At 75.1% G+C, this 18,173-nt stretch carries 17 protein-coding genes; 13 read left to right on the plus strand and 4 right to left on the minus strand.

Features of this window, described 5'->3' with window-relative positions; all coding sequences use genetic code 11:
- Positions 1–21: 21 nt before the first annotated feature.
- From LQ327_RS25575 to LQ327_RS25615, 9 genes are all read left to right on the plus strand, one after another.
- The gene (locus tag LQ327_RS25575) at positions 22–420 is read left to right on the plus strand and encodes a 6-pyruvoyl trahydropterin synthase family protein (RefSeq protein WP_230738621.1); all 399 of its coding nucleotides are present in this window, start codon (positions 22–24) and stop codon (positions 418–420) included.
- Positions 421–481: 61 nt separating this feature from the next.
- Positions 482–1,543, plus strand: coding sequence for a glycosyltransferase family 4 protein (locus LQ327_RS25580; protein ID WP_230738622.1), 1,062 nt, complete (start codon positions 482–484; stop codon positions 1,541–1,543).
- A complete protein-coding gene (locus LQ327_RS25585) occupies positions 1,513–2,343 on the plus strand; it encodes a class I SAM-dependent methyltransferase (RefSeq protein WP_230738623.1) in 831 nt (276 codons plus the stop codon). The genes LQ327_RS25580 and LQ327_RS25585 overlap by 31 nt, the downstream gene beginning before the upstream one ends.
- Positions 2,340–3,290: a lysylphosphatidylglycerol synthase transmembrane domain-containing protein gene (locus LQ327_RS25590; protein WP_230738624.1), complete on the plus strand. Its 951-nt coding sequence runs from the start codon at positions 2,340–2,342 to the stop codon at positions 3,288–3,290. Before LQ327_RS25585 ends, LQ327_RS25590 begins: the two co-directional genes overlap by 4 nt.
- Before the next feature lie 5 nt (positions 3,291–3,295).
- Complete coding sequence (locus LQ327_RS25595; protein ID WP_230738625.1) at positions 3,296–3,892, plus strand: histidine phosphatase family protein; 597 nt, start codon at positions 3,296–3,298, stop codon at positions 3,890–3,892.
- Positions 3,893–4,232: 340 nt separating this feature from the next.
- Positions 4,233–5,207: a D-erythronate dehydrogenase gene (denD, locus tag LQ327_RS25600; protein WP_230738626.1), complete on the plus strand. Its 975-nt coding sequence runs from the start codon at positions 4,233–4,235 to the stop codon at positions 5,205–5,207.
- A gap of 28 nt (positions 5,208–5,235) precedes the next feature.
- Positions 5,236–6,459 (plus strand): cytochrome P450, encoded by a 1,224-nt coding sequence (locus LQ327_RS25605; RefSeq protein WP_230738627.1) that lies wholly within the window; start codon positions 5,236–5,238, stop codon positions 6,457–6,459.
- A 67-nt stretch (positions 6,460–6,526) separates the two neighbouring features.
- On the plus strand, positions 6,527–6,994 hold the full coding sequence (locus LQ327_RS25610) for a hypothetical protein (protein ID WP_230738628.1): 468 nt from the start codon (positions 6,527–6,529) through the stop codon (positions 6,992–6,994).
- A gap of 4 nt (positions 6,995–6,998) precedes the next feature.
- Positions 6,999–8,855 carry a Na+/H+ antiporter NhaA gene (locus LQ327_RS25615; RefSeq protein WP_230738629.1) on the plus strand — a complete coding sequence of 619 codons (1,857 nt, stop codon included), beginning with the start codon at positions 6,999–7,001 and terminating at the stop codon, positions 8,853–8,855.
- On the opposite strand, the gene LQ327_RS25620 is transcribed toward LQ327_RS25615, so the two are convergent.
- Positions 8,810–9,505 carry a DUF4386 family protein gene (locus LQ327_RS25620; RefSeq protein WP_230738630.1) on the minus strand — a complete coding sequence of 232 codons (696 nt, stop codon included), beginning with the start codon at positions 9,503–9,505 and terminating at the stop codon, positions 8,810–8,812. The two genes, LQ327_RS25615 and LQ327_RS25620, sit on opposite strands and share 46 nt — an antisense overlap.
- 77 nt (positions 9,506–9,582) lie before the next feature.
- Between LQ327_RS25620 and LQ327_RS25625 the strand changes: the two genes are divergently transcribed.
- Positions 9,583–12,312, plus strand: a complete 2,730-nt coding sequence (locus LQ327_RS25625; protein WP_230738631.1) for an AfsR/SARP family transcriptional regulator — start codon at positions 9,583–9,585, stop codon at positions 12,310–12,312.
- Here the strand turns inward: LQ327_RS25625 and LQ327_RS25630 are convergent.
- Positions 12,309–12,887: a TetR/AcrR family transcriptional regulator gene (locus LQ327_RS25630; RefSeq protein ID WP_230738632.1), complete on the minus strand. Its 579-nt coding sequence runs from the start codon at positions 12,885–12,887 to the stop codon at positions 12,309–12,311. The genes LQ327_RS25625 and LQ327_RS25630 overlap by 4 nt on opposite strands.
- A gap of 81 nt (positions 12,888–12,968) precedes the next feature.
- On the opposite strand from LQ327_RS25630, the gene LQ327_RS25635 reads away from it, so the two are divergent.
- Together LQ327_RS25635 and LQ327_RS25640 are read left to right on the plus strand one after the other, a co-directional pair.
- Positions 12,969–13,430, plus strand: coding sequence for a PNPOx family protein (locus LQ327_RS25635; RefSeq protein ID WP_230738633.1), 462 nt, complete (start codon positions 12,969–12,971; stop codon positions 13,428–13,430).
- Between the two features lie 22 nt (positions 13,431–13,452).
- On the plus strand, positions 13,453–14,379 hold the full coding sequence (locus LQ327_RS25640) for an LLM class flavin-dependent oxidoreductase (RefSeq protein ID WP_230738634.1): 927 nt from the start codon (positions 13,453–13,455) through the stop codon (positions 14,377–14,379).
- Here the strand turns inward: LQ327_RS25640 and LQ327_RS25645 are convergent.
- Positions 14,376–16,295, minus strand: coding sequence for an ABC transporter ATP-binding protein (locus tag LQ327_RS25645; RefSeq protein ID WP_230738635.1), 1,920 nt, complete (start codon positions 16,293–16,295; stop codon positions 14,376–14,378). The genes LQ327_RS25640 and LQ327_RS25645 overlap by 4 nt on opposite strands.
- A 144-nt stretch (positions 16,296–16,439) precedes the next feature.
- Between LQ327_RS25645 and LQ327_RS25650 the strand changes: the two genes are divergently transcribed.
- On the plus strand, positions 16,440–16,913 hold the full coding sequence (locus LQ327_RS25650; RefSeq protein WP_230738636.1) for a MarR family winged helix-turn-helix transcriptional regulator: 474 nt from the start codon (positions 16,440–16,442) through the stop codon (positions 16,911–16,913).
- On the opposite strand, the gene LQ327_RS25655 is transcribed toward LQ327_RS25650, so the two are convergent.
- Entirely contained in the window at positions 16,889–18,151 is a 1,263-nt protein-coding gene (locus tag LQ327_RS25655) for an FAD-dependent oxidoreductase (protein WP_230738637.1), read from the minus strand. The genes LQ327_RS25650 and LQ327_RS25655 overlap by 25 nt on opposite strands.
- Positions 18,152–18,173 lie beyond the last annotated feature (22 nt).

Raw genomic sequence — 18,173 nt, forward strand, 5'->3', positions numbered from 1 at the left:
CGTCAACCAACGGAGTTGATCATGTTCTCGGTGACCGTCCGCGACCACGTCATGGTCGCCCACAGCTTCACCGGCGCGGTGTTCGGACCGGCGCAGGCGCTGCACGGCGCCACGTTCGTCGTCGACGCCACGTTCCGCCGCCCCGAGCTGGACGGGGACAACATCGTCGTCGACATCGGTCTGGCGACGTCCGCGCTCGGTGCGGTGCTCGACGACCTGCGCTACCGGAACCTCGATGACGACCCCGCCTTCGCCGGCGTCAACACGACCACGGAGTTCCTCGCGCAGGTCGTGGCCGACCGGCTCGCGGCGCGCATCCACGCCGGCGACCTCGGCGAGGGTGCCCGTGGGATCGCGGCGATCGCGGTGGAACTGCAGGAGTCGCACGTCGCGCGGGCCGGGTACGAGCGGGCCCTGTGACGTCAGCGATGCGGCACCGCTGTCGTCCAACGTCAGCAGCTCCACATCCTCGCGCGGGCCGATGATCGTCCACGCCGTCCTCCCCGGCGACGTCCACACCGTCCCGAGTGGCGGCAACGTCTACGACCGGCGGGTGCTGCGCGGGCTCCGGGAACTCGGCATCGACGTCGTCGAGCACCTGCTGCCGGGCGCGTGGCCGCGCGGCGAGGCGGCCGCCGTCGCGAACGTCCTGGACGACGTTCCCGACGCCGGGTCGGTGCTGCTGGACGGCCTCGTCGCCTGCGGGGTGCCGGACGCGCTCGCACCGCACGCCGACCGGCTGCGGCTGGTGGTGCTCGTGCACCTGCCGCTGGCCGACGAGCACGGGCTCCCCGCGGCCACCGCCCGCGACCTCGACGCCCGCGAGCGCGCGGCCCTGGGATGCGCCACGACGGTGGTGACGACGAGCCGGTGGACCGCCGACCGGGTCGTCGCCAGCCACGGGCTCGACCCGGCCCGGGTGCTCGTCGCACCGCCCGGCGTCGATCCGGCGCGGGCCGCACGAGGCTCCGCCGTCACCGGGACCCCGCCGCGGCTGCTGTGCCTCGGCGCGCTCACCCCGACCAAGGGCCAGGACGTGCTGATCGAGGCGCTGGCCCGTGTGGCCGACCGGTCGTGGACGTGCGTGCTCGCCGGACCGACGACCCGCGACCCCGGCTTCGTCGTGCGGCTCCGTCGGGCGATTGCGCACCACGGCCTCGCCGAGCGCGTCACGGCGCCCGGCACACTGACCGGCCGGGCCCTGGACGCGGCGTGGACGGCCACCGATCTGCTCGTGCTCCCCTCGCGGACGGAGACGTTCGGGATGGTCGTCACCGAGGCGCTGGCCCGCGGGATCCCGGTCGTGGCGAGCCGGGTCGGCGGGGTCTCCGAAGCGGTGGGCACGACGGGGCCGATGCCCGGAATCTGGGTACCGACTGAGAACGTTGGGGCGCTCGCCGCAGCACTGGTCAGGTGGCTGGAGGACCCGGTGCTGCGTTCCGGGTGGAAACTCTCAGCGCTCGGACGGCGAGGCACGCTGATGCCGTGGACCTCGACCTGTCACCGGATCGCGTGGACGTTCCGCTCCCCCGGGCCCGGCTGAGCGCACCCGGCTCGCCGGTCTGCACGCCGGACTGGCTCGGGCTGCGTGAGCCCGCCGACCACGCCGCCCGCGCGGGCGAGCTGGCCGACCGCCTGGCCGACCGGCTCGGAGCCTGGCCGGGTGCGCGCGACGTCGTGGTCCGCGACGTCGGGTGCGGCACCGGCTCGATGGGACGCTGGCTCGCGCCACGGCTGGCCCGGCCGCAGCGCTGGGTGCTCCAGGACCGCGACGCCGACCTCGCGCACCGGGCGGCCGCCGCGACGCCGGTCCCCGCCACGGCCCTCGTCGGGGACCTCGCCGACGACGACACGCTCGCCGGCACCGACGTCCTCGTCTGCTCGGCCCTGCTCGACCTGCTCACCGCGTCCGACGTCGAGGGCCTCGCCGCGCGCTGCGCCGAGGCCGGCTGCGCCGCGCTGCTGACGCTCTCCGTCACCGGCGTCGTCGCGCTCGACCCCGTCGACCCGCTCGACGACGACATCGCGGCCGCGTTCGACGCCCACCAGCGCCGCGACGGCCGGCTCGGCCCGGACGCCCCCGACGTCGCCGAGGCCGCCTTCGCCCGGCACGGGTACGCGGTCCACCGCCGGCCGAGCCCCTGGCGCCTCGGGCCCGGGAACGCCGCCCTCGTCGAGGAGTGGCTGCGCGGCCGGATCGACGCGGCCTGCGCCCAGGACCCGGCGCTGCTCGCGGTCGCGGAGCCCTACCTGCGCCGCCGGCTCGAGACGCTGCGCGCCGGGAACCTCTACGGCGAGGTCGGCCACGCCGACCTGCTGGCCCTGCCCGGGACGGACCGGTGAGGGCGCTCAAGCTCGTGCTCGGTGCCGCGGTGGTCGTCGCGGTGGTCGCGCGTCTCGGATCCGGGGCGGTGCTCGACGGGATCCGCGCGGTGTCGCCGGGAGCCGTGGTGCTCGCCCTGGTCCTCGGGGCGGTCACGACGGCGGCGTCCGCGGCGCGCTGGTGCCTGGTCGCCCGCGGAACGGGGCTCTCGATCGGCTTCGGCGGCGCGGTCGGCGACTGCTACCGCGCGCAGTTCCTGAACTCGGTGCTGCCCGCGGGCGTGCTCGGCGACGTGCACCGGGCCGTGGACCACGGCCGGCGCAACGGCGACCTCGCCCGCGGCGTCCGTGCCGTGGTCCTCGAGCGGGTCGCGGGTCAGGTCGTCGTCGTGGTGGTCGGCGCGGCGGTGCTGCTCGCGGTCCCGAGCCCGGTGCGGGGCATGGTCGGCGGGCTCGGGCCGGCGGCTCTCGTGGCGGGCGGGCTGGGCCTCCTGGCGCTCGGCCTCGCGGCGGTCCCGCCCATCCGTCGCCGCCTGGCGCCGCTGGCCACCGCCACCCGCGACGGCCTGCTGACCGCCCGGACCGGTCCGGGCGTGCTCGGCCTCTCCCTGCTCGCGATGGCAGGTCACCTGGCACTGCTCGTGGTGGCCGCGCTCGCGGTCGGGGTGCAGGCGTCGCCCGGCGAGCTGCTCCCGCTGCTGGTACTGCCGCTGCTGGCGATGGGGGTGCCGCTGAACGTGGGCGGCTGGGGACCGCGGGAGGCGACGACGGCGGTGTCGTTCGGCGTCGCCGGCCTCGGCGCCCCGACCGGGTTGGCGACGGCCGTGGCCTTCGGGGTGCTCGCGCTGGTGTCGACGCTGCCCGGGCTCGGGGTGCTCCTGCTGCGCCGGACGGTCCAACGACGGGCCGCCACCTCGCCGAACTCGCCGCGGTTCACATTTCGGGCACGCCGTCCGTCAGTAGCGTGACGAGCGTGCTCATCCTCGTCCGCCACGGCCTGACGAGCGCCAACCAGCAGGGGCTCCTGCTCGGGCGAGCGGACCCGCCGTTGTGCGACGACGGCCGGGAGCAGGCCGAGGCGCTGGCCCGGACCCTCCCGGCGCCGACGCGGCTGATCAGCAGCCCCCTGGGCCGGGCCCGGGAGACCGCCGAGACGATCGCCGCCGTGTCCGGTGTCGGCGTCGAGATCGACGACCGGTGGATCGAGCTGGACTACGGCGACCTCGACGGCTGCCCCGCCTCCGCGCTCGACCCCGAGGGATGGCGGACCTGGCGCGACGACCCCACCTTCGTTCCCGCCGGCGGCGAGTCGATCGCGGCGGTCGGTGCCCGGGTCCGGGCGGCGTGCCGGGACCTGACGGGCGCGGCGGCGGCCGGCGACGTGATCGTCGTCAGCCACGTCTCCCCGATCAAGGCCGCGACCGCGTGGGCGCTCGGGGCCGGCGACGAGGTGACCTGGCGGATGTGGGTGTCCGACGCCGCGGTGTGCCGGATCGACACCTCCGGGTCGGCGCCCCGGCTGCTCGCGTTCAACGACGTCACCGCGCACGCCGCGGCGCCCGTGCCCTGAACTCGCCTCACGGCGCGCGGGTCGAGTGGGACCCCCACGGCTGCGGCGCCGACCGTGACAGTCCACTCGGCGGAGGCCCGGGCGCCGGGGTGTGATCACCGGGACGGTGTGGCTGCCGCCGGGCCCTGACGACGACCATGAGGTCCCGGTGATCACCCGAGGACGGGGCCGGGGCACCCACCCGGTGACCAACGGGCCTGGGTTGCTGCCGCACCGATCGCCGACGACCACCCAGGCCTGCTGATCATGAACGGGAAGCCCGTGATCATGCGGTGTCGCCCGGCCGGATGGAGCAGGATGCGGCCCGGACGCTGTGGCACGGGCGACGAGGAGGCGGCCGGTGAGGATCGCGATCACGGGCGGCGCGGGCTTCCTCGGCACCCTGCTCGCCCGCCACCTGCTCGCCGGACCGGTCGTCCTCGACGACACCCCGCCCGCCGACGTCGACGAGCTGATCATCGCCGACCTCGCCGAACCCGCCCCCCGTCTCGCCGACGACCCCCGGGTCACCGCCCTCACGGGCGAGCTCGACCGGACCCTCGACCACCTCGGGGACGTCGACGCGATCTTCCACCTCGCCGGCGTGGTCAGCGGGGCCGCCGAGGCCGACTTCGACCTCGGCATGCGCACCAACCTCGACGGCACCCGCGCGGTCCTCGAGCACGCCCGCCACCAGGCAGGACCGCCGCTCCTCGTCTTCACCAGCTCGCTGGCGGTGTTCGGAACCGACCCCGCCGGACCGACACACCGCACCGTCGACGACGACACCCTGCCGCGTCCGCAGTCGAGCTACGGGGTGCAGAAGTTCATCGGCGAGCAGCTCGTCGCCGACTACACCCGCCGGGGCTTCGTCCGGGGCCGGTCGGTCCGGCTGATGACCGTCTCCGTCCGGCCGGGGCCACCGAACGCCGCCGCCTCCGGGTTCCTGTCCGGCATCCTCCGAGAGCCGCTGGCCGGTGAGCGTGCCGCGTGCCCGGTCCCGCCGGACACCCCGGTGGCGCTGTCCTCCCCGCGCCGCACGATCGAGGGCATCGTGCGCGCCGCCGCGGTCGGCGCGGAGGCCTGGGGCAGCCGCACCGCGATGAACCTGCCGTCGATCACCACGAGCCCGCGCGAGATGGTCGAGGCGCTCGACGGGGACGCCGCGAGGCTGGTCGACTGGACCGAGGACGCCACGGTGACCGCGATCGTCGGGAGCTGGCCCGCGCGCTTCGACACCGCGCGCGCCACGGCGCTGGGACTGCGGCCGAACGGCTCCGTCGACGACCTGGTCCAGGAGTACCTCGCCGACCACACGCCCGACCACGCGCCCTGACCGGAGCCACCACGAAGGGGTCTGCCGCATGCCCGACCGGTACTGGGATCCCGAGGTCCCCGCGGACGACCACGACGACCTCGGCCACCTTCGCGAGCACTTCGACCCGCTCAGCCGCAGCCTGACCCGGGGCCGGTACACGCGGGTCTCCCGGACGATGGCCCGGGAGTGCCCGGTGATCCACAGCGACGGGTTCGGCGACGGCGTGTGGACGGTGTCCGGGTACGAGCAGCTCGTCGCGGTGCACCGCGACGAGGGCACGGCATACTCGAACTTCCCCGTGCTCCTGCAGAACTTCGGCCAGGTCCGGCCGATGATCCCCATGGAGTCCGACCCGCCGCTGCACCGGCAGTACAAGCAGATCATCGCCGCGCCGCTCTCCCGCGGCGTGCAGACCGGACGCGAGCCCTACTACCGCGACCTGGTGCGCCGCCACCTGCAGGCGTTCCTCGACGACGGGCACGCCGAGCTCTTCGAACAGCTCTGTACGCCGGTCACGGTGCACGCGCTGATGGACACCCTCGGCATCCCCGACGACGACCGCGAACGCCTCGCCGCCCTCGCCATCCGGCTGGTCCGTGGCGACGCCGAGGACGGCACCCCCGCCACCGAGATCTACGAGTACTTCGCCGGCCTGGCGCAGGCCAAGCGGACCGAGCCGGGCCAGGACATCGTCTCGCTGCTGTGCACCGCCACGGTCGACGGCCGGCCGCTGACCGAGTCGGAGATCCTCGACTACTGCCTCATCCTGCTGCCGGCCGGCTTCGAGACCACGGCGAGCTCGATGAGCTTCATGTTCCTGATGCTGGCCGAGGACCCGGAGCTGCAGCAGACCCTGCGGGCCGAACCGGACCGCATCCCGGCCGCGCTCGAGGAGATGATGCGCTACGTGACCCCGACCCGGTCACACACCCGCACCGTCGTCGCCGACACCACCCTGGACGGACACGACCTGCGCGACGGCGACCGGGTGCACCTCAACTGGGTGGGGGCCAACCACGACCCGGCGGTGTTCGAGCGCCCCGACGAGCTCCGCATCGACCGGAGCCCGAACCGGCACATGAGCTACGGCTACGGCGCCCACACGTGCGTCGGGCTCCACATGGCCCGCGCCGAGATGAAGATCGCCTTCGAGGAGGTCCTCGCGGCGATGGCCGACATCCGCCTGACCGACCCGGAGGCCGTCGTCGAGGACGTCGGCACCACCTGGGCGATCACCCACCTGCCGGTGACGTTCACCCGCCGGACCTGACGACGCGGCCCCGGAACAGGACCGTGCCGGGCGGCGTTGGTCCTCGGTCGAGGTGGAACGAGGAACGATGAACGACGTCATGCGCTGCGTCGGGTGCGGCGAGGAGCTGCTGGCGGAACGGGCCGAGCTGGGGTACGAGTACTGCCTCGCGCCCGCCTGTCAGGGGCGGTACCGCCAGGGGCCGGCGGTCACCGCCGTCGGGGTGAACAAGAGCGGGGAGTCCTTCGTGGTGGCGGAGCCGGAGGACGTCCGACGGCGGGCGGAGGCCGGTGAGTTCGCCGCGAAGAACGCGGCGGTCCTGCCGACGCCCGCGAGCGGGGTGCCCCGTCAACGGACCCCGCAGCGGCGCCGGCCCAGCACGCCGCCGAAGCGCCCCTGGACCCCCGAGCAGGAGAACCTGGTGCGGATCTACCACGAGATGGGGCTCTCCCCGCGCGAGATCGTCGAGCGCTGCCGCACGGCAGCGCCCCGGCTCGGTGTCGACGAGCGCCTCGTCGTGCAGATCCTGTCGTCGCCCCGGCCGGCGAGACGCTGACGTGGTGGCCGGCCAGACGATCTGGTCCCCGTCGGTGCGCCGGCGGATGCGCCACTGGGTGGCCGACGAGCGGGCCGGCGCGGTCGTGCTGCTCGCCGCCGCCGTCGCCGCCCTGCTCTGGGCCAACGTCGCCCCGGCCTCCTACACCGGGCTCTGGAACACCGAGTTCTCGCTGCGGCTCGGCGACCACGAGGCGGGCGAGACCCTGCGGACCTGGGTCAACGCCGGGCTCATGACGCTGTTCTTCTTCGTCGTGGGCCTGGAGGCGCGCCGCGAGTTCGATCTCGGCGAGCTGCGGGAGCGGTTGCGCCTGGTGCTGCCCCTGGTGGCCGGGCTGGTCGGGATGACGGTCCCGGTGGTGCTCTACCTGACCATCACGGCGGGGACCCCGGCGGCGCACGGCTGGGGTGTCGTCATGTCGACGGACACCGCGCTCGCCCTCGGCCTGCTCGCGCTGGTGGGGGTGCGCTCGGCGGCGCTGCGCTCGTTCCTGGTCGCGGTGCTGGTGGTCGACGACCTGGCCGCGCTCGCGGTGATCGCGATCGTCTACACCGAGCACGTGGAGCTGCCGGCGCTGCTGGTGGCGGTGGCCTTCGTCGTCGCCACCTTCGTCGCGCGGCGGGTGCGGGTGCGCTCGGTACCGCTCTACGTGGCCCTCGGTCTCGGCGCCTGGGCGGCGCTGCTCGCCAGCGGGCTCGACCCCGTCGTCGCCGGCCTGGTCCTGGGGCTGCTGACGCTCGCCTACCCGGCCGCCCGCGACGATCTCGAGCGCGCCACCGACCTGGTGCGGGCGTTCAGGGAGCAGCCGACCGCGGAACTCGCCCGGACGGCGCGGCTCGGGCTCGGCGCCGCGGTCTCGCCGAACGAGCGGCTGCAGCAGTCGGTGCTGCCGTGGGTGACGTTCGGCGTCGTCCCGCTGTTCGCGCTGGCCAACACCGGCATCCCGCTCGGCGGGGACGTCCTCGCCCGCGCGGTGACCTCGCCGATCACGCTCGCCGTGGTCATCGGCTACGGGCTGGGCAAGCCGCTGGGCATCGTCGGGACCTCGCTGCTGCTGACCGGCGCGAGCCGGGGCCGGTTGCGCCCGCCGGTCGGGTGGGCGGGGGTCACGGGTGCGGGGACCATCGCCGGGGTCGGGTTCACCGTCGCGCTGCTCATCGCCTCGCTCGCCTTCAACGGGCCGGACCTGGAGGAGGCCACCCTCGGGATCCTGGCGTCGGCGATCGTCGCGCCGGCCCTGACGTGGCTGGTCTTCCGGGTCCTGGCGTTCATGCCGGCGAGCCGCCGCGAGCGGGCCCTGCTCGGGTCCGCCCCGGTGCTCGTCGACCTCGTCGACCCGGTGGACCCCGAGCGCGACCACATGCGCGGGCCGATCGAGGCCCCGGTGACCGTCGTCGAGTACGGCGACTTCGAGTGCCCCTTCTGCGGCCAGGCCGAGCCGACGGTCCGCGAGCTGCTCGCCGAGCGCGGCGACGTCCGCTACGTGTGGCGTCACCTGCCGCTGTCCGACGTCCACCCGCGCGCGACGATCGCCGCGCAGGCCGCCGAGGCCGCCGCCCGCCAGGGCGCGTTCTGGCCGATGCACGACCTGCTGCTCGAGAACCAGGAGCACCTGCGCCCTCCAGACCTCGACCGGCACGCGGCCACGCTCGGGCTCGACGTCGAGGTCTTCCGCCGGGACGTCCACGCACCCGACGCGGTCGAGCGGGTGGCCGAGGACCTCGATTCCGCCGACCGCAGCGACGTCGCCGGCACCCCGACCTTCTTCGTCAACGGCCGCCGGCACTTCGGCGCCTACGACCTGAAGTCCCTGCTTCACGACGTCGACGTCGCCCGCACCCGCGCCGAGCTCGACGTCTGACGCCGGGCGCGGATCAGCAGGATCCCCGCGAAGACGACCAGCCAGACGCTCCACAGCACGTAGCCGGCGAAGTTGGCGAGGTCCACGAGCGGGAAGTCGAGGGGCGAGAGCACCCCGAGCAGGATGAGCGCGGCGGCGACGGCCCCGAGCACGGTGAACGCGCGCCCCGCGAAGCGACCGCCGAGCGCGACGAGCACCAGCGCCGTCCACCCGGCCGTCAGCACGTAGCCGCCGGTCTCCCCGACGATCGTCCCCAGCACGCGGTTGGCGGTGGCGAAGGAGTCGACCGCCGAGGGGTCGCCGCCGGCGGCGGCCGCGGCCCAGCCGGGCACGAGCAGCGGCCATCGGAGCAGCCCGATCACCTGGACGACCGCCGCGGCGATCCCGACGGGGACGGCCCAGCGCATCGCCCGGGCGTCCGAGAGCCGGCCGACCCCGATCGCGATCGGGGCCTGCAGCGCGGCACCGAGCGCGAGCACCGCGAACCAGCCGGCGACGGTCACCTCGGCCGCCCCGAAGGTGGCCAGCACCTCGGCGGGCGGGTGCCCGAGCACGTCGGGGTAGTCGAACACGGCGCCGAGGACGGCGAAGGCGATGTTGACGAGCGCGGCGGCGACGATCATCGCGGCGGCGGTGGTCCGGGAGGTCATGGGCCGTACGGTGCGCGGGACCGCTGACGCACCGCTGACGGTGCCGTCCGCCCGCCCGACGCGCCTACGCTCGGCGGGTGCTGACCGTCGCGGTGCTCGGCCCCGTCGTGGTCCGGCGCGACGACGTCGAGGCGCGCGTGCCGCGGGGTCTCACCAGCGCGCTCCTGGTGCGCCTGGCCCTCGACGCCGGGCGCCCGGTCCGCGCCGAGCGGCTGCTCGCGGAGCTGTGGCCCGACGGGTCCGACGGGAGCCCCAACGCGCTGCAGGCGAAGGTCTCGCAGCTGCGCCGGGCGCTGGGCGACGCCGGGCTCGTGCGGGGGGACGGCACCGGCTACACGCTCGTCGTGGAGCCCACCGCGGTCGACGCCCTGGAGGCGCTGCGCCTCGCCGAGGCCGGCGCCCAGCGGCTCGCGGCGGGTGATCACGCCGCGGCCGCCACCGCGTGCGCCGCGGGGTCGGCGCTGTTCTCACCCGAGCTGCTCCCGGGTGCCGGAGCGTGGGCGCTGCCGTGGCGGACCCGGCTCGACGAGGCCCGGTGGCAGCTGGCCGAGACCGGCGCGGCGGCGCGCCTGGCGCTCGGCGAGGCCGCCGAGCTCGTGGGCGAGCTGGAGACCCTGGTCGCCGAGGGACCGTTGCGCGAACGGGCGTGGACGCTGCTCGTCACGGCGCTCTACCGGTCGGGCCGGCAGGCCGACGCCCTCGCGACCCTGCGGCGGGCGACCCGGCTGCTCTCCGAGGAGCTCGGCGTCGACCCCGGTCCCGAGCTGGCCGAGCTCGGACGCCGGGTCCTGACCCAGGACGCCGACCTCGCCCCGGTCCCCCGGCGGCGCGGCAACCTCCCCGCCGCCCTCTCCCCGCTGGTCGGCCGGGACGCCGAGCTGGCCGCCCTCGTCGCGGCGCTGGACGACCACCGGCTGGTGACGGTGGTCGGCCCCGGCGGCGTCGGGAAGACCCGGCTGGCCGTCGAGGCGGCCCGGACGGCGGACGCGGCCTGGCTGGTCCGGCTGGAGGGCGTGACGACGTCCGCCGGGATCACCGCCGCCGTCATCGACGCGGTCCCGGGGACGGCCGCCGCCGACCTGCCGGGCAGCCTGCGCGGCGCCGACCTGCTCCTCGTCCTCGACAACTGCGAGCACCTGGCCGAGGCCGTGGCCGCCGTCGTCGGGGAGCTCCTGGCCACCGCGGCCCGGGTCCGGGTCCTCGCGACGAGCCAGCGCCCGCTCGGGCTCGACGGCGAACGGGTCCACGCGCTCGAGCCCCTCGCCGACGACGACGCGATCGCGCTGTTCACGACGCGGGCCACCACCGACCGGCCCGCGAGCCCCCGTGACGTCACCCGGCTGTGCCGCGCCCTGGACGGGCTCCCGCTCGCCATCGAGCTCGCCGCCGCGCGCACCCGGGTGCTGAGCGTCGCCGAGATCGTCGAGCGCCTCGACGACCGGTTCGCGCTGCTCCGCGACCCCGCCTCCACGCGCCCCGACCGGCGTCGCACGCTCGAGGGCACGCTGGGGTGGAGCTACGACCTGCTCTCCCCCGACGACCGGAGCGGGCTGTGGGCGCTGGCGCCGTTCCCCGACGGGGCCGCCCCCGCCGCCGTCGAGCACGTGCTCGTCGGGCTCGGGCTCCCGGACGGCGCCGGCCTCGACGTCGTGACCCGGCTCGTCGACCGCTCGCTCGTCACCGTCGGCGCCGACCGGAACGGCAGCACCCGGTACCGGCTGCTCCACAGCGTCCGGGCCTTGGCCGCGGAACGGTCGGCGACGGCGGGCGCAGCGGGGACCGCCCTCGACGCGCTCGTCGACTGGGTCGCGGGATTCGCCCGCGACGTGGCCGCACAGGTCCGCGGGCCCGGGCAGGCGGGACGGGTGGCGGCCGTCGCCGCGGAGCGTGCCACCGTCGACACCGCGCTCACCCGCAGCGCCGACCACGACCCGACGACGGCGCTGCGGATCACCGTCGATCTCGGCTGGGCGTGGGTGCTGCTCGACGACCACGACGCCGCCGCCCGGTTGCGCCGCGCCCGCCGGTCCGCGCCCGAGGCCCCGGCCGACCTGCACCGTCGGGCGCTGCTGCTGGAGAGCTGGCTGGAGGCGATGTCGGGCGACCTGCGGGCCGCGCGGGACGCGTTCGACGCCGTCGACGCGGACGGCGACCCCGACGCCGCGCGGTGGTTCGAGGGCTTCCTGCTGCTCCAGGAAGGCCGGCTGGCCGCCGCGCTGGACGCGCTGGAGCGGTGTCGCCGCGCCTACACCGCGCGGGACCTCGCCTGGGAGGAGGGAGCGTCGGCGCTGCTCGCCGCGTTCGTCCTCGTCGCGCTCGGCGACACCACGGCCGCGCGGGCGGCCTGCGACGCCGCGATCCGGCTCGTCGGGCCGCTCGGGGACAGCTGGGGGCTGCTGCACGCCGAGGCCGCGCTCGGGCGGATCGCCGCGGCCGAGGGCAGGCACACCGACGCCGCCCGCCACCACGGCCACGCCGCGACGTCCGCGCGCCGGCTCGGCTTCCCGGGCGCGGCGGCCCAGCACCTCGCCCACCTCGGGCGGGCGCAGCACGCCGCGGGCGACCCCGACGCCGAGGCGACCCTGCGGCAGGCGGTGACGGAGGCGGAGGACGCCGCCGATCCCCGCCTGCTCGCCCAGATCCGGACGTGGCTCGCCGAGGCGGCGCTGGCCCGCGGCGATCGCGACGCCGCCCGGGCGCTCGTCGAGGTGGCCGATGCGTGGTTCGCCGAGGCCGGGGCGGGCGAGGGTGCTGACGACGCCGCGCGCCTGCTCGCGAGCCTGCGGACCCCGTCCTCCACGCCCTAGCCGCCGCCCAACGACGGCAGGACGTGGTCGACGACCGCGCCCGGCATCGCCGACGGGATCGCGTGGTGGGCGATGAGGCGCCGGTAGAAGAACGGGGCGGCGAGGAGGTCGACGACGAGCTCGGTGTCGGTGTCGGCGGGGAGCTCACCCCGGCCGACCGCGGTCGCCAGGAGCCGGAGCAGCGGTTCGCGACGGCGGCGGGTCAGCTCGGCGTGCAGGTCGGCCAGGGTGGGGTCCCGCTCGGCGGCGTCGGTGAACGCGGCCATCAGCGTCGGGAAGCGGGAGCCGGTCAGTCCGGTCGCGAGTCCGGTGAGCAGGGTGACCAGGTCGGCGCGGAGGTCGCCGGTGTCGAGGTCGGGCGACGGCCGGAACTCCGCGTCCATCGCGTCGACGAGCAGCGCCGACGGCGACGACCAGTGCCGGTACAGCGTGGCCTTGCTCGCGCCGGCCCGCCGGGCGACGGACTCCATCGTGAACCCGGGCATGCCGACCTCGGTCAGCACCTCGAGCGCGGCCGACAGCACCCGCCGTCGGGCGTGCTGTCCCCGGCCTACCGCCGCACCCGTCGTCGTCATCCCCATTCCCTCCGCTCCATCGAGACGCTAGCGTATCGATAAATAGCGAAACGGAAGCGTCTCGATAGGACGGAGAAGGACATGACCCAGCCGAGGGCACGGACCCTGCCGGTGCAGAGCGCGGTCAACCGCCTCGTCCGCTTCCTGCTCCACGTCCCGCTGCTGAACCGGCTGGTCGGGGCGCGGCTGGTGGTGATCGAGGTCGTCGGGCGCCGCAGCGGCACGCGCTACGAGGTCCCGGTCGCCTACACCCGCGAGGGCGACGCCCTGCTCGTCGGCACCCCGTTCGCCTGGGGCCGCAACCTGCGCACGGGTGATCCGGTGACGATCCTGCTGCAGGGACGGCGCCGGACGGCCGACGTCACGGCGATCACCGACGAGCCGGGGGTCGTCGAGGCCTACGGGATCATGGCGCGCGACAACCGCCGGTTCGCCGACTTCAACCAGATCACGGTCGACGACGACGGCGAGCCGAGCGAGCAGGACCTCCACCTCGCCTGGGCCGGCGGTGCCCGGGCGTTCCGGCTCCGACCGAGAACGTGACCACACCGGTAGCGTCCGCGACGTGCGATGGTCGATCTCGATCCCCCAGCGCGACACCGACGGCTTCGACGCGCCCGGGCTGAAGGCCTACCTCACCCGGGCCGAGGAGCTCGGGTTCGAGGCCGGCTGGACCCTGGAACAGGCGATCGGACCGACACCCCTGATCGCGCCGCTGGAGATGCTCGCCTACGCCGCGGCCTGCACCGAGCGGCTGCGTCTCGGGGTCGGGGTGCTGGTCAGCTCGCTGCACGACCCGCTGCAGCTCGCGGCGTCGATCACCGCGGTCGACCGGCTCAGTCACGGCAGGCTCGACGTCGGGGTCGCGCCCGGGGGCGGGTTCCGCCAGTTCGCGGCGTTCGGGGTCGAGCGCGAGACCTTCATCTCGCGGTTCACCGAGGGCCTGGAGCTGATGAAGGCCGCCTGGTCCGACGCACCGCGCGTGCAGTTCGACGGACGGTTCCGGCAGGTCGACGACCTCCCCGTCGCGCCGAAGCCCGTGCAGCGCCCGCACCCGCCGATCTGGTTCGGCGCCAACGCCCCGAAGGCGCTGGCCCGCGCGGTCCGGCACGGCGACGCCTTCCTCGGCGCCGGCTCGTCGTCGACCGCGGCCTTCGCCGGGCAGGTGACCACGATCCGGCAGGAGCTCGAGCGCCAGGGCCGCGACCCGGCCGCCTACCCGATCGGCAAGCGGGTCTACCTCGCCGTCGACGACGACCCGGCGCGGGCGCGCGAGCGGGCGGTCGCCGGTCTGCGGCGGATCTACGGCGGGATGCCGGGCATCGAGGACGTCCCGGTCACCGGCACCCCCGACGACGTCGCCCGCGGCCTGGCCGAGGTCCGCGACGCGGGCGCCGAGACCATCCTGCTCAACCCGCTCGGCGCGGACGTCGCCGAGGACCGCGAGCAGATGGAGCGCCTCGTCGCCGACGTCCTGCCTCACGTCCGCTAAGCCACCTCGGGCTGCGGCTCCTGGTGGATCACCTCGCCGTCGCGGAAGCGCACCCCGTCGGCGCAGCGGGCCTCGATCGCTCCGGCCCCGAACTGTTCGGCGTAGAGCTTCGCGTAGAGCCCGCCGCGAGCGAGCAGCTCGGCGTGCGTGCCGGACTCGACCAGCCGGCCGCCGTCGAGGGCGAAGATGACGTCCGCGGCGAGCACGGTGGACAGCCGGTGGGCGATCGCGATCGTGGTCCGCCCGTCCATCACGCTCTCCAGCGCGTGCTGGACCAGGCGCTCGCTGACGGTGTCCAGGGCCGAGGTCGCCTCGTCGAGGATGAGGACCTTGGGGTCGGCGAGGATCACCCGGGCGATGGCCAGCCGCTGCTTCTCGCCGCCGGAGAGCCGGTAGCCGCGCTCCCCGACGACCGTGTCGTAGCCCTGCTCGAAGCCCACGATGCGGTCGTGGATGTTCGCCGCCCGCGCGGCCGCCACCAGCTCGTCGTCGGTCGCGTCGGGCGCGGCGTAGCGCAGGTTCTCGGCGATGGTGGCGTGGAAGAGGTAGGTGTCCTGGGTGACCATGCCGAGGACCTGCGCGATCGAGGTGAGGGCGAGGTCGCGGACGTCGTACCCGTCGAGACGGACTGCTCCGCGGTCGACGTCGTAGAGGCGGGGCACCAGGTAGGAGAGGCTGGTCTTGCCGGCCCCGCTGGGCCCGACGACGGCGGCCAGCTGGCCGGGCTCGATCCGCAGCGACAGCTCGCGCAGCGCCCAGGTCGGCTCCCGGTCGTCCTCGGGACCCGGGGTGACGGACTCGTCCTCCTCGGCCGGCGGGTAGTGGAACCACACGTCGTCGAACTCCACGGAGCCCCGGGCGTGCGCCGTGTCGAGGACCCGCGCGCCGGGCGGGTCGGTGATCGCCGGGACCAGGTCCAGGTAGGCGAAGATCCGGCCGAACAGCGCGAGCGAGGTCTGCACGTCGAGCGAGACCCGCAGCAGGTTCACCGCGGGGAAGAGCAGCCGGCTCTGCAGCGTCGTGAACGCGACCAGGGTGCCCGCCGAGAGCACCGCGCCGCCGGTGCCGGTGCCCACGTACCCGGCGACCAGGTACACCGCGGCGGGCGTGATCGCGAAGAAGGCCTGCACCACGGCGAAGAACGACTGCCCGGTCATGGTCTGCCGGACCTGCAGGTCGGTCTGGCGGGCGTTCTCGGTGCGGTAGCGGTCGATCTCGTGCTCCTGGCGTCCGAACACCTTCGCCAGCAGCACGCCCGACACCGACAGCGACTCCTGGGTGATCGCCGACATGTCCGAGAGCGACACCTGGGTGCTCGCCGCCACCCGTCGTCGCACCCGCCCGACGCGGATCTGCAGCAGCACGAACACCGGCATCAGCACGAACGCCACGAGCGAGAGCTGCCAGGACAGCACCAGCATCGCGATGACCGATGCCACCACGGTGACGACGTTGGACAGGATCGACGACGCCGTCTCGGTCACCACCGACTGGACCCCGGCGACGTCGTTGTCCAGCCGCGACTGGATCACCCCGGTCTTCGTCGAGGTGAAGAACCCGAGGTGCATGCGCTGGAGGTGCGCGAAGAGCCGGTCCCGCAGCTCCTGCATGACGCGGTTGCCGAGCAGTGTCGTCAGGTAGGTCTGCCCGACCCCGATCAGCCCGGACACCAGGGCGATGACGACCATCCCCGCGACCAGGAGGCCGAGCAGGCCCAGGTTCGCCCCGCCGGGCGCGAACAGGGCGTCGTCGAACACCGCCTGGGTGAGGAACGGGTTGACGATGCCGAGCCCGGCGGTGACCAGGATGGCCAGGGCGATCAGCAGCAGCCGGGCGCGGTAGGGCGCGAAGAGCGCGACCACGCGGCGGACCAGCCCCTGCTCCCCGGCCGACTCCCGAGGTGCGGTGGTCACCATGGATCGCTCTCCCTCCGAGGCCCCGGCCGGACCGTGATCCAGCGTCCTCCCCCGGACCCACCCCTGCCAGCGCGCGCCACGACCCGGGGACGAGGGGGATAATCTGAGTCATCCGAGACGGTCTACGCTGATATGGAGTCAGGCATGACGATGTCGTCGTCGTCGCCGCGAGCGACCGACCGCCCCGGTGACGCGTCGCCGTTCGCCCTCGGCCTGCTGCTGCGGCGGGCTCACGACCACGCTGCGGGGGCGCTCGTCGAGGCGCTGCGGCCCCTCGGCCTGGAGCTGCGCCACTTCGCGGTGCTGATCGAGCTGCACCGGGCCGGCGCCACCAGCCAGCGTGACCTCGGCGCCGCGATCGGCATGGACAAGGCGATGATCGTGCGCGTCGTCGACGATCTGGAGAAGGCCGGCCTCGCCGTGCGCAAACCCGTGCCGGGCGACCGCCGGGTCCGTGAGGTCGAGATCACCGACCGTGGCGTGGAGGTCTTCGACGCCGCTCACGACAACGGCGCCCCGCTGTTCGACCGGCTCGTCGCTCCCCTGGAGCCGGGCGAGTACGACCAGCTCATGGACCTCCTCACCCGGTTCACCTACCCGTCGGCCGGGACCGCCTGACGCGTCGCGGGGAACACCCTGCGCTTGATCGGGGGCACCGCCTCGCCGGCCGAGAGCAGGGCGCGGAACGCGAGGCGGGGCAACCGCCGGGTGGAGGCGGCGTTGCGGGCGTTGCGGGTCGAGACGGCGAGCGCCTCGTTCGCGTAGCCGCGCATCTGCTCCTCGTAGGTCCCGACCCGGGCGACGAGATCGTCGGGTCCGGGATCGGTGAGCGCCCGCCGGAGCGCGTCGGCGTCGCGCAGCGCGGTGTTGGCGCCGACGCCCGCCATCGGTGTCATGGAGTGGACGGCGTCCCCGAGCAGCGTGACGGTCGATGCCGGCCAGACGCGCAACCGGCCCATGGTGCGCAGCGACACCGGGGCCACCGTGTCGGGCGCGCTGCCCGCCACCATCGCCGCCACGCGGGGATCCCACCGGGCGACCCGGCGGCCGACCCAGTGCCGCAGCGCCTCGCCGTCGAGGGATTCGACGCCGTCCGGGTAGGCCGTGCGGGCAGCGGCATAGGCCCAGACCAGGACGTCGTCGCCCGCGACGGGCCGGCCGGCCCCGTTGCGGTCGGCCGCCGGCCACGCCGAGGCGAAGAGCCACCCGGGTGTCCCGGGCACCACGTTGTTGACCGACCCGTCGGTCATGCCTGCCGGGAGCGCACGAGCCGCGGGGTGGTCCAGCGGGAGGCGGCCCGCGACGTTGAGGATGCCCAGCTCGTGACGGACCAGATCGGGCAGGTACTGATGGCGCACCCGGGAATTGCTGCCGTCGGCGCCCACGAGCAGGTCGCCGTCGGTCCACGTGCCGTCGGCGAACCGGACCCGCACCGTCCCGTCGGACCGACGCGCGAAGGACTCGAAGGTCTTCTCCCAGTGCAGGACCGCGTCGAGCCCGAGCCGCAGCGCGCTGTGGAGGACGTCCCGCCGGACGGCCCGGCGGTGGGCGACGGGGTCGACGTCCTCGGTCGGGGCGCTCTGCTCGAGGTCGGTGAGGACGGTCAGGCGGGCGTCGCGAAACCGGACGACGTCCGGTGCGGGAACGGCCCCCTGGTCGAACAGCGCCCAGTTCCCGGCCGGGAGGCAGGCGTGCAGCGCTCGGTTGCCGTGGCGGTTGACGTGGATGCCGTAGCTGGCCGGCTGGGGGCCGGAGCGAGAGCCGCGCTCGTACACCGCGACCTCGATGCCCGCCGACCGCAGACCGTGGGCCAGGGTCAGTCCGCCGAGGCCGGCGCCGATGACGACCACACGCATGACTCTCTCCGAACGACGAGGG

The sequence above is a fragment of the Actinomycetospora endophytica genome (assembly GCF_021026375.1).
Classification (GTDB): domain Bacteria; phylum Actinomycetota; class Actinomycetes; order Mycobacteriales; family Pseudonocardiaceae; genus Actinomycetospora; species Actinomycetospora endophytica.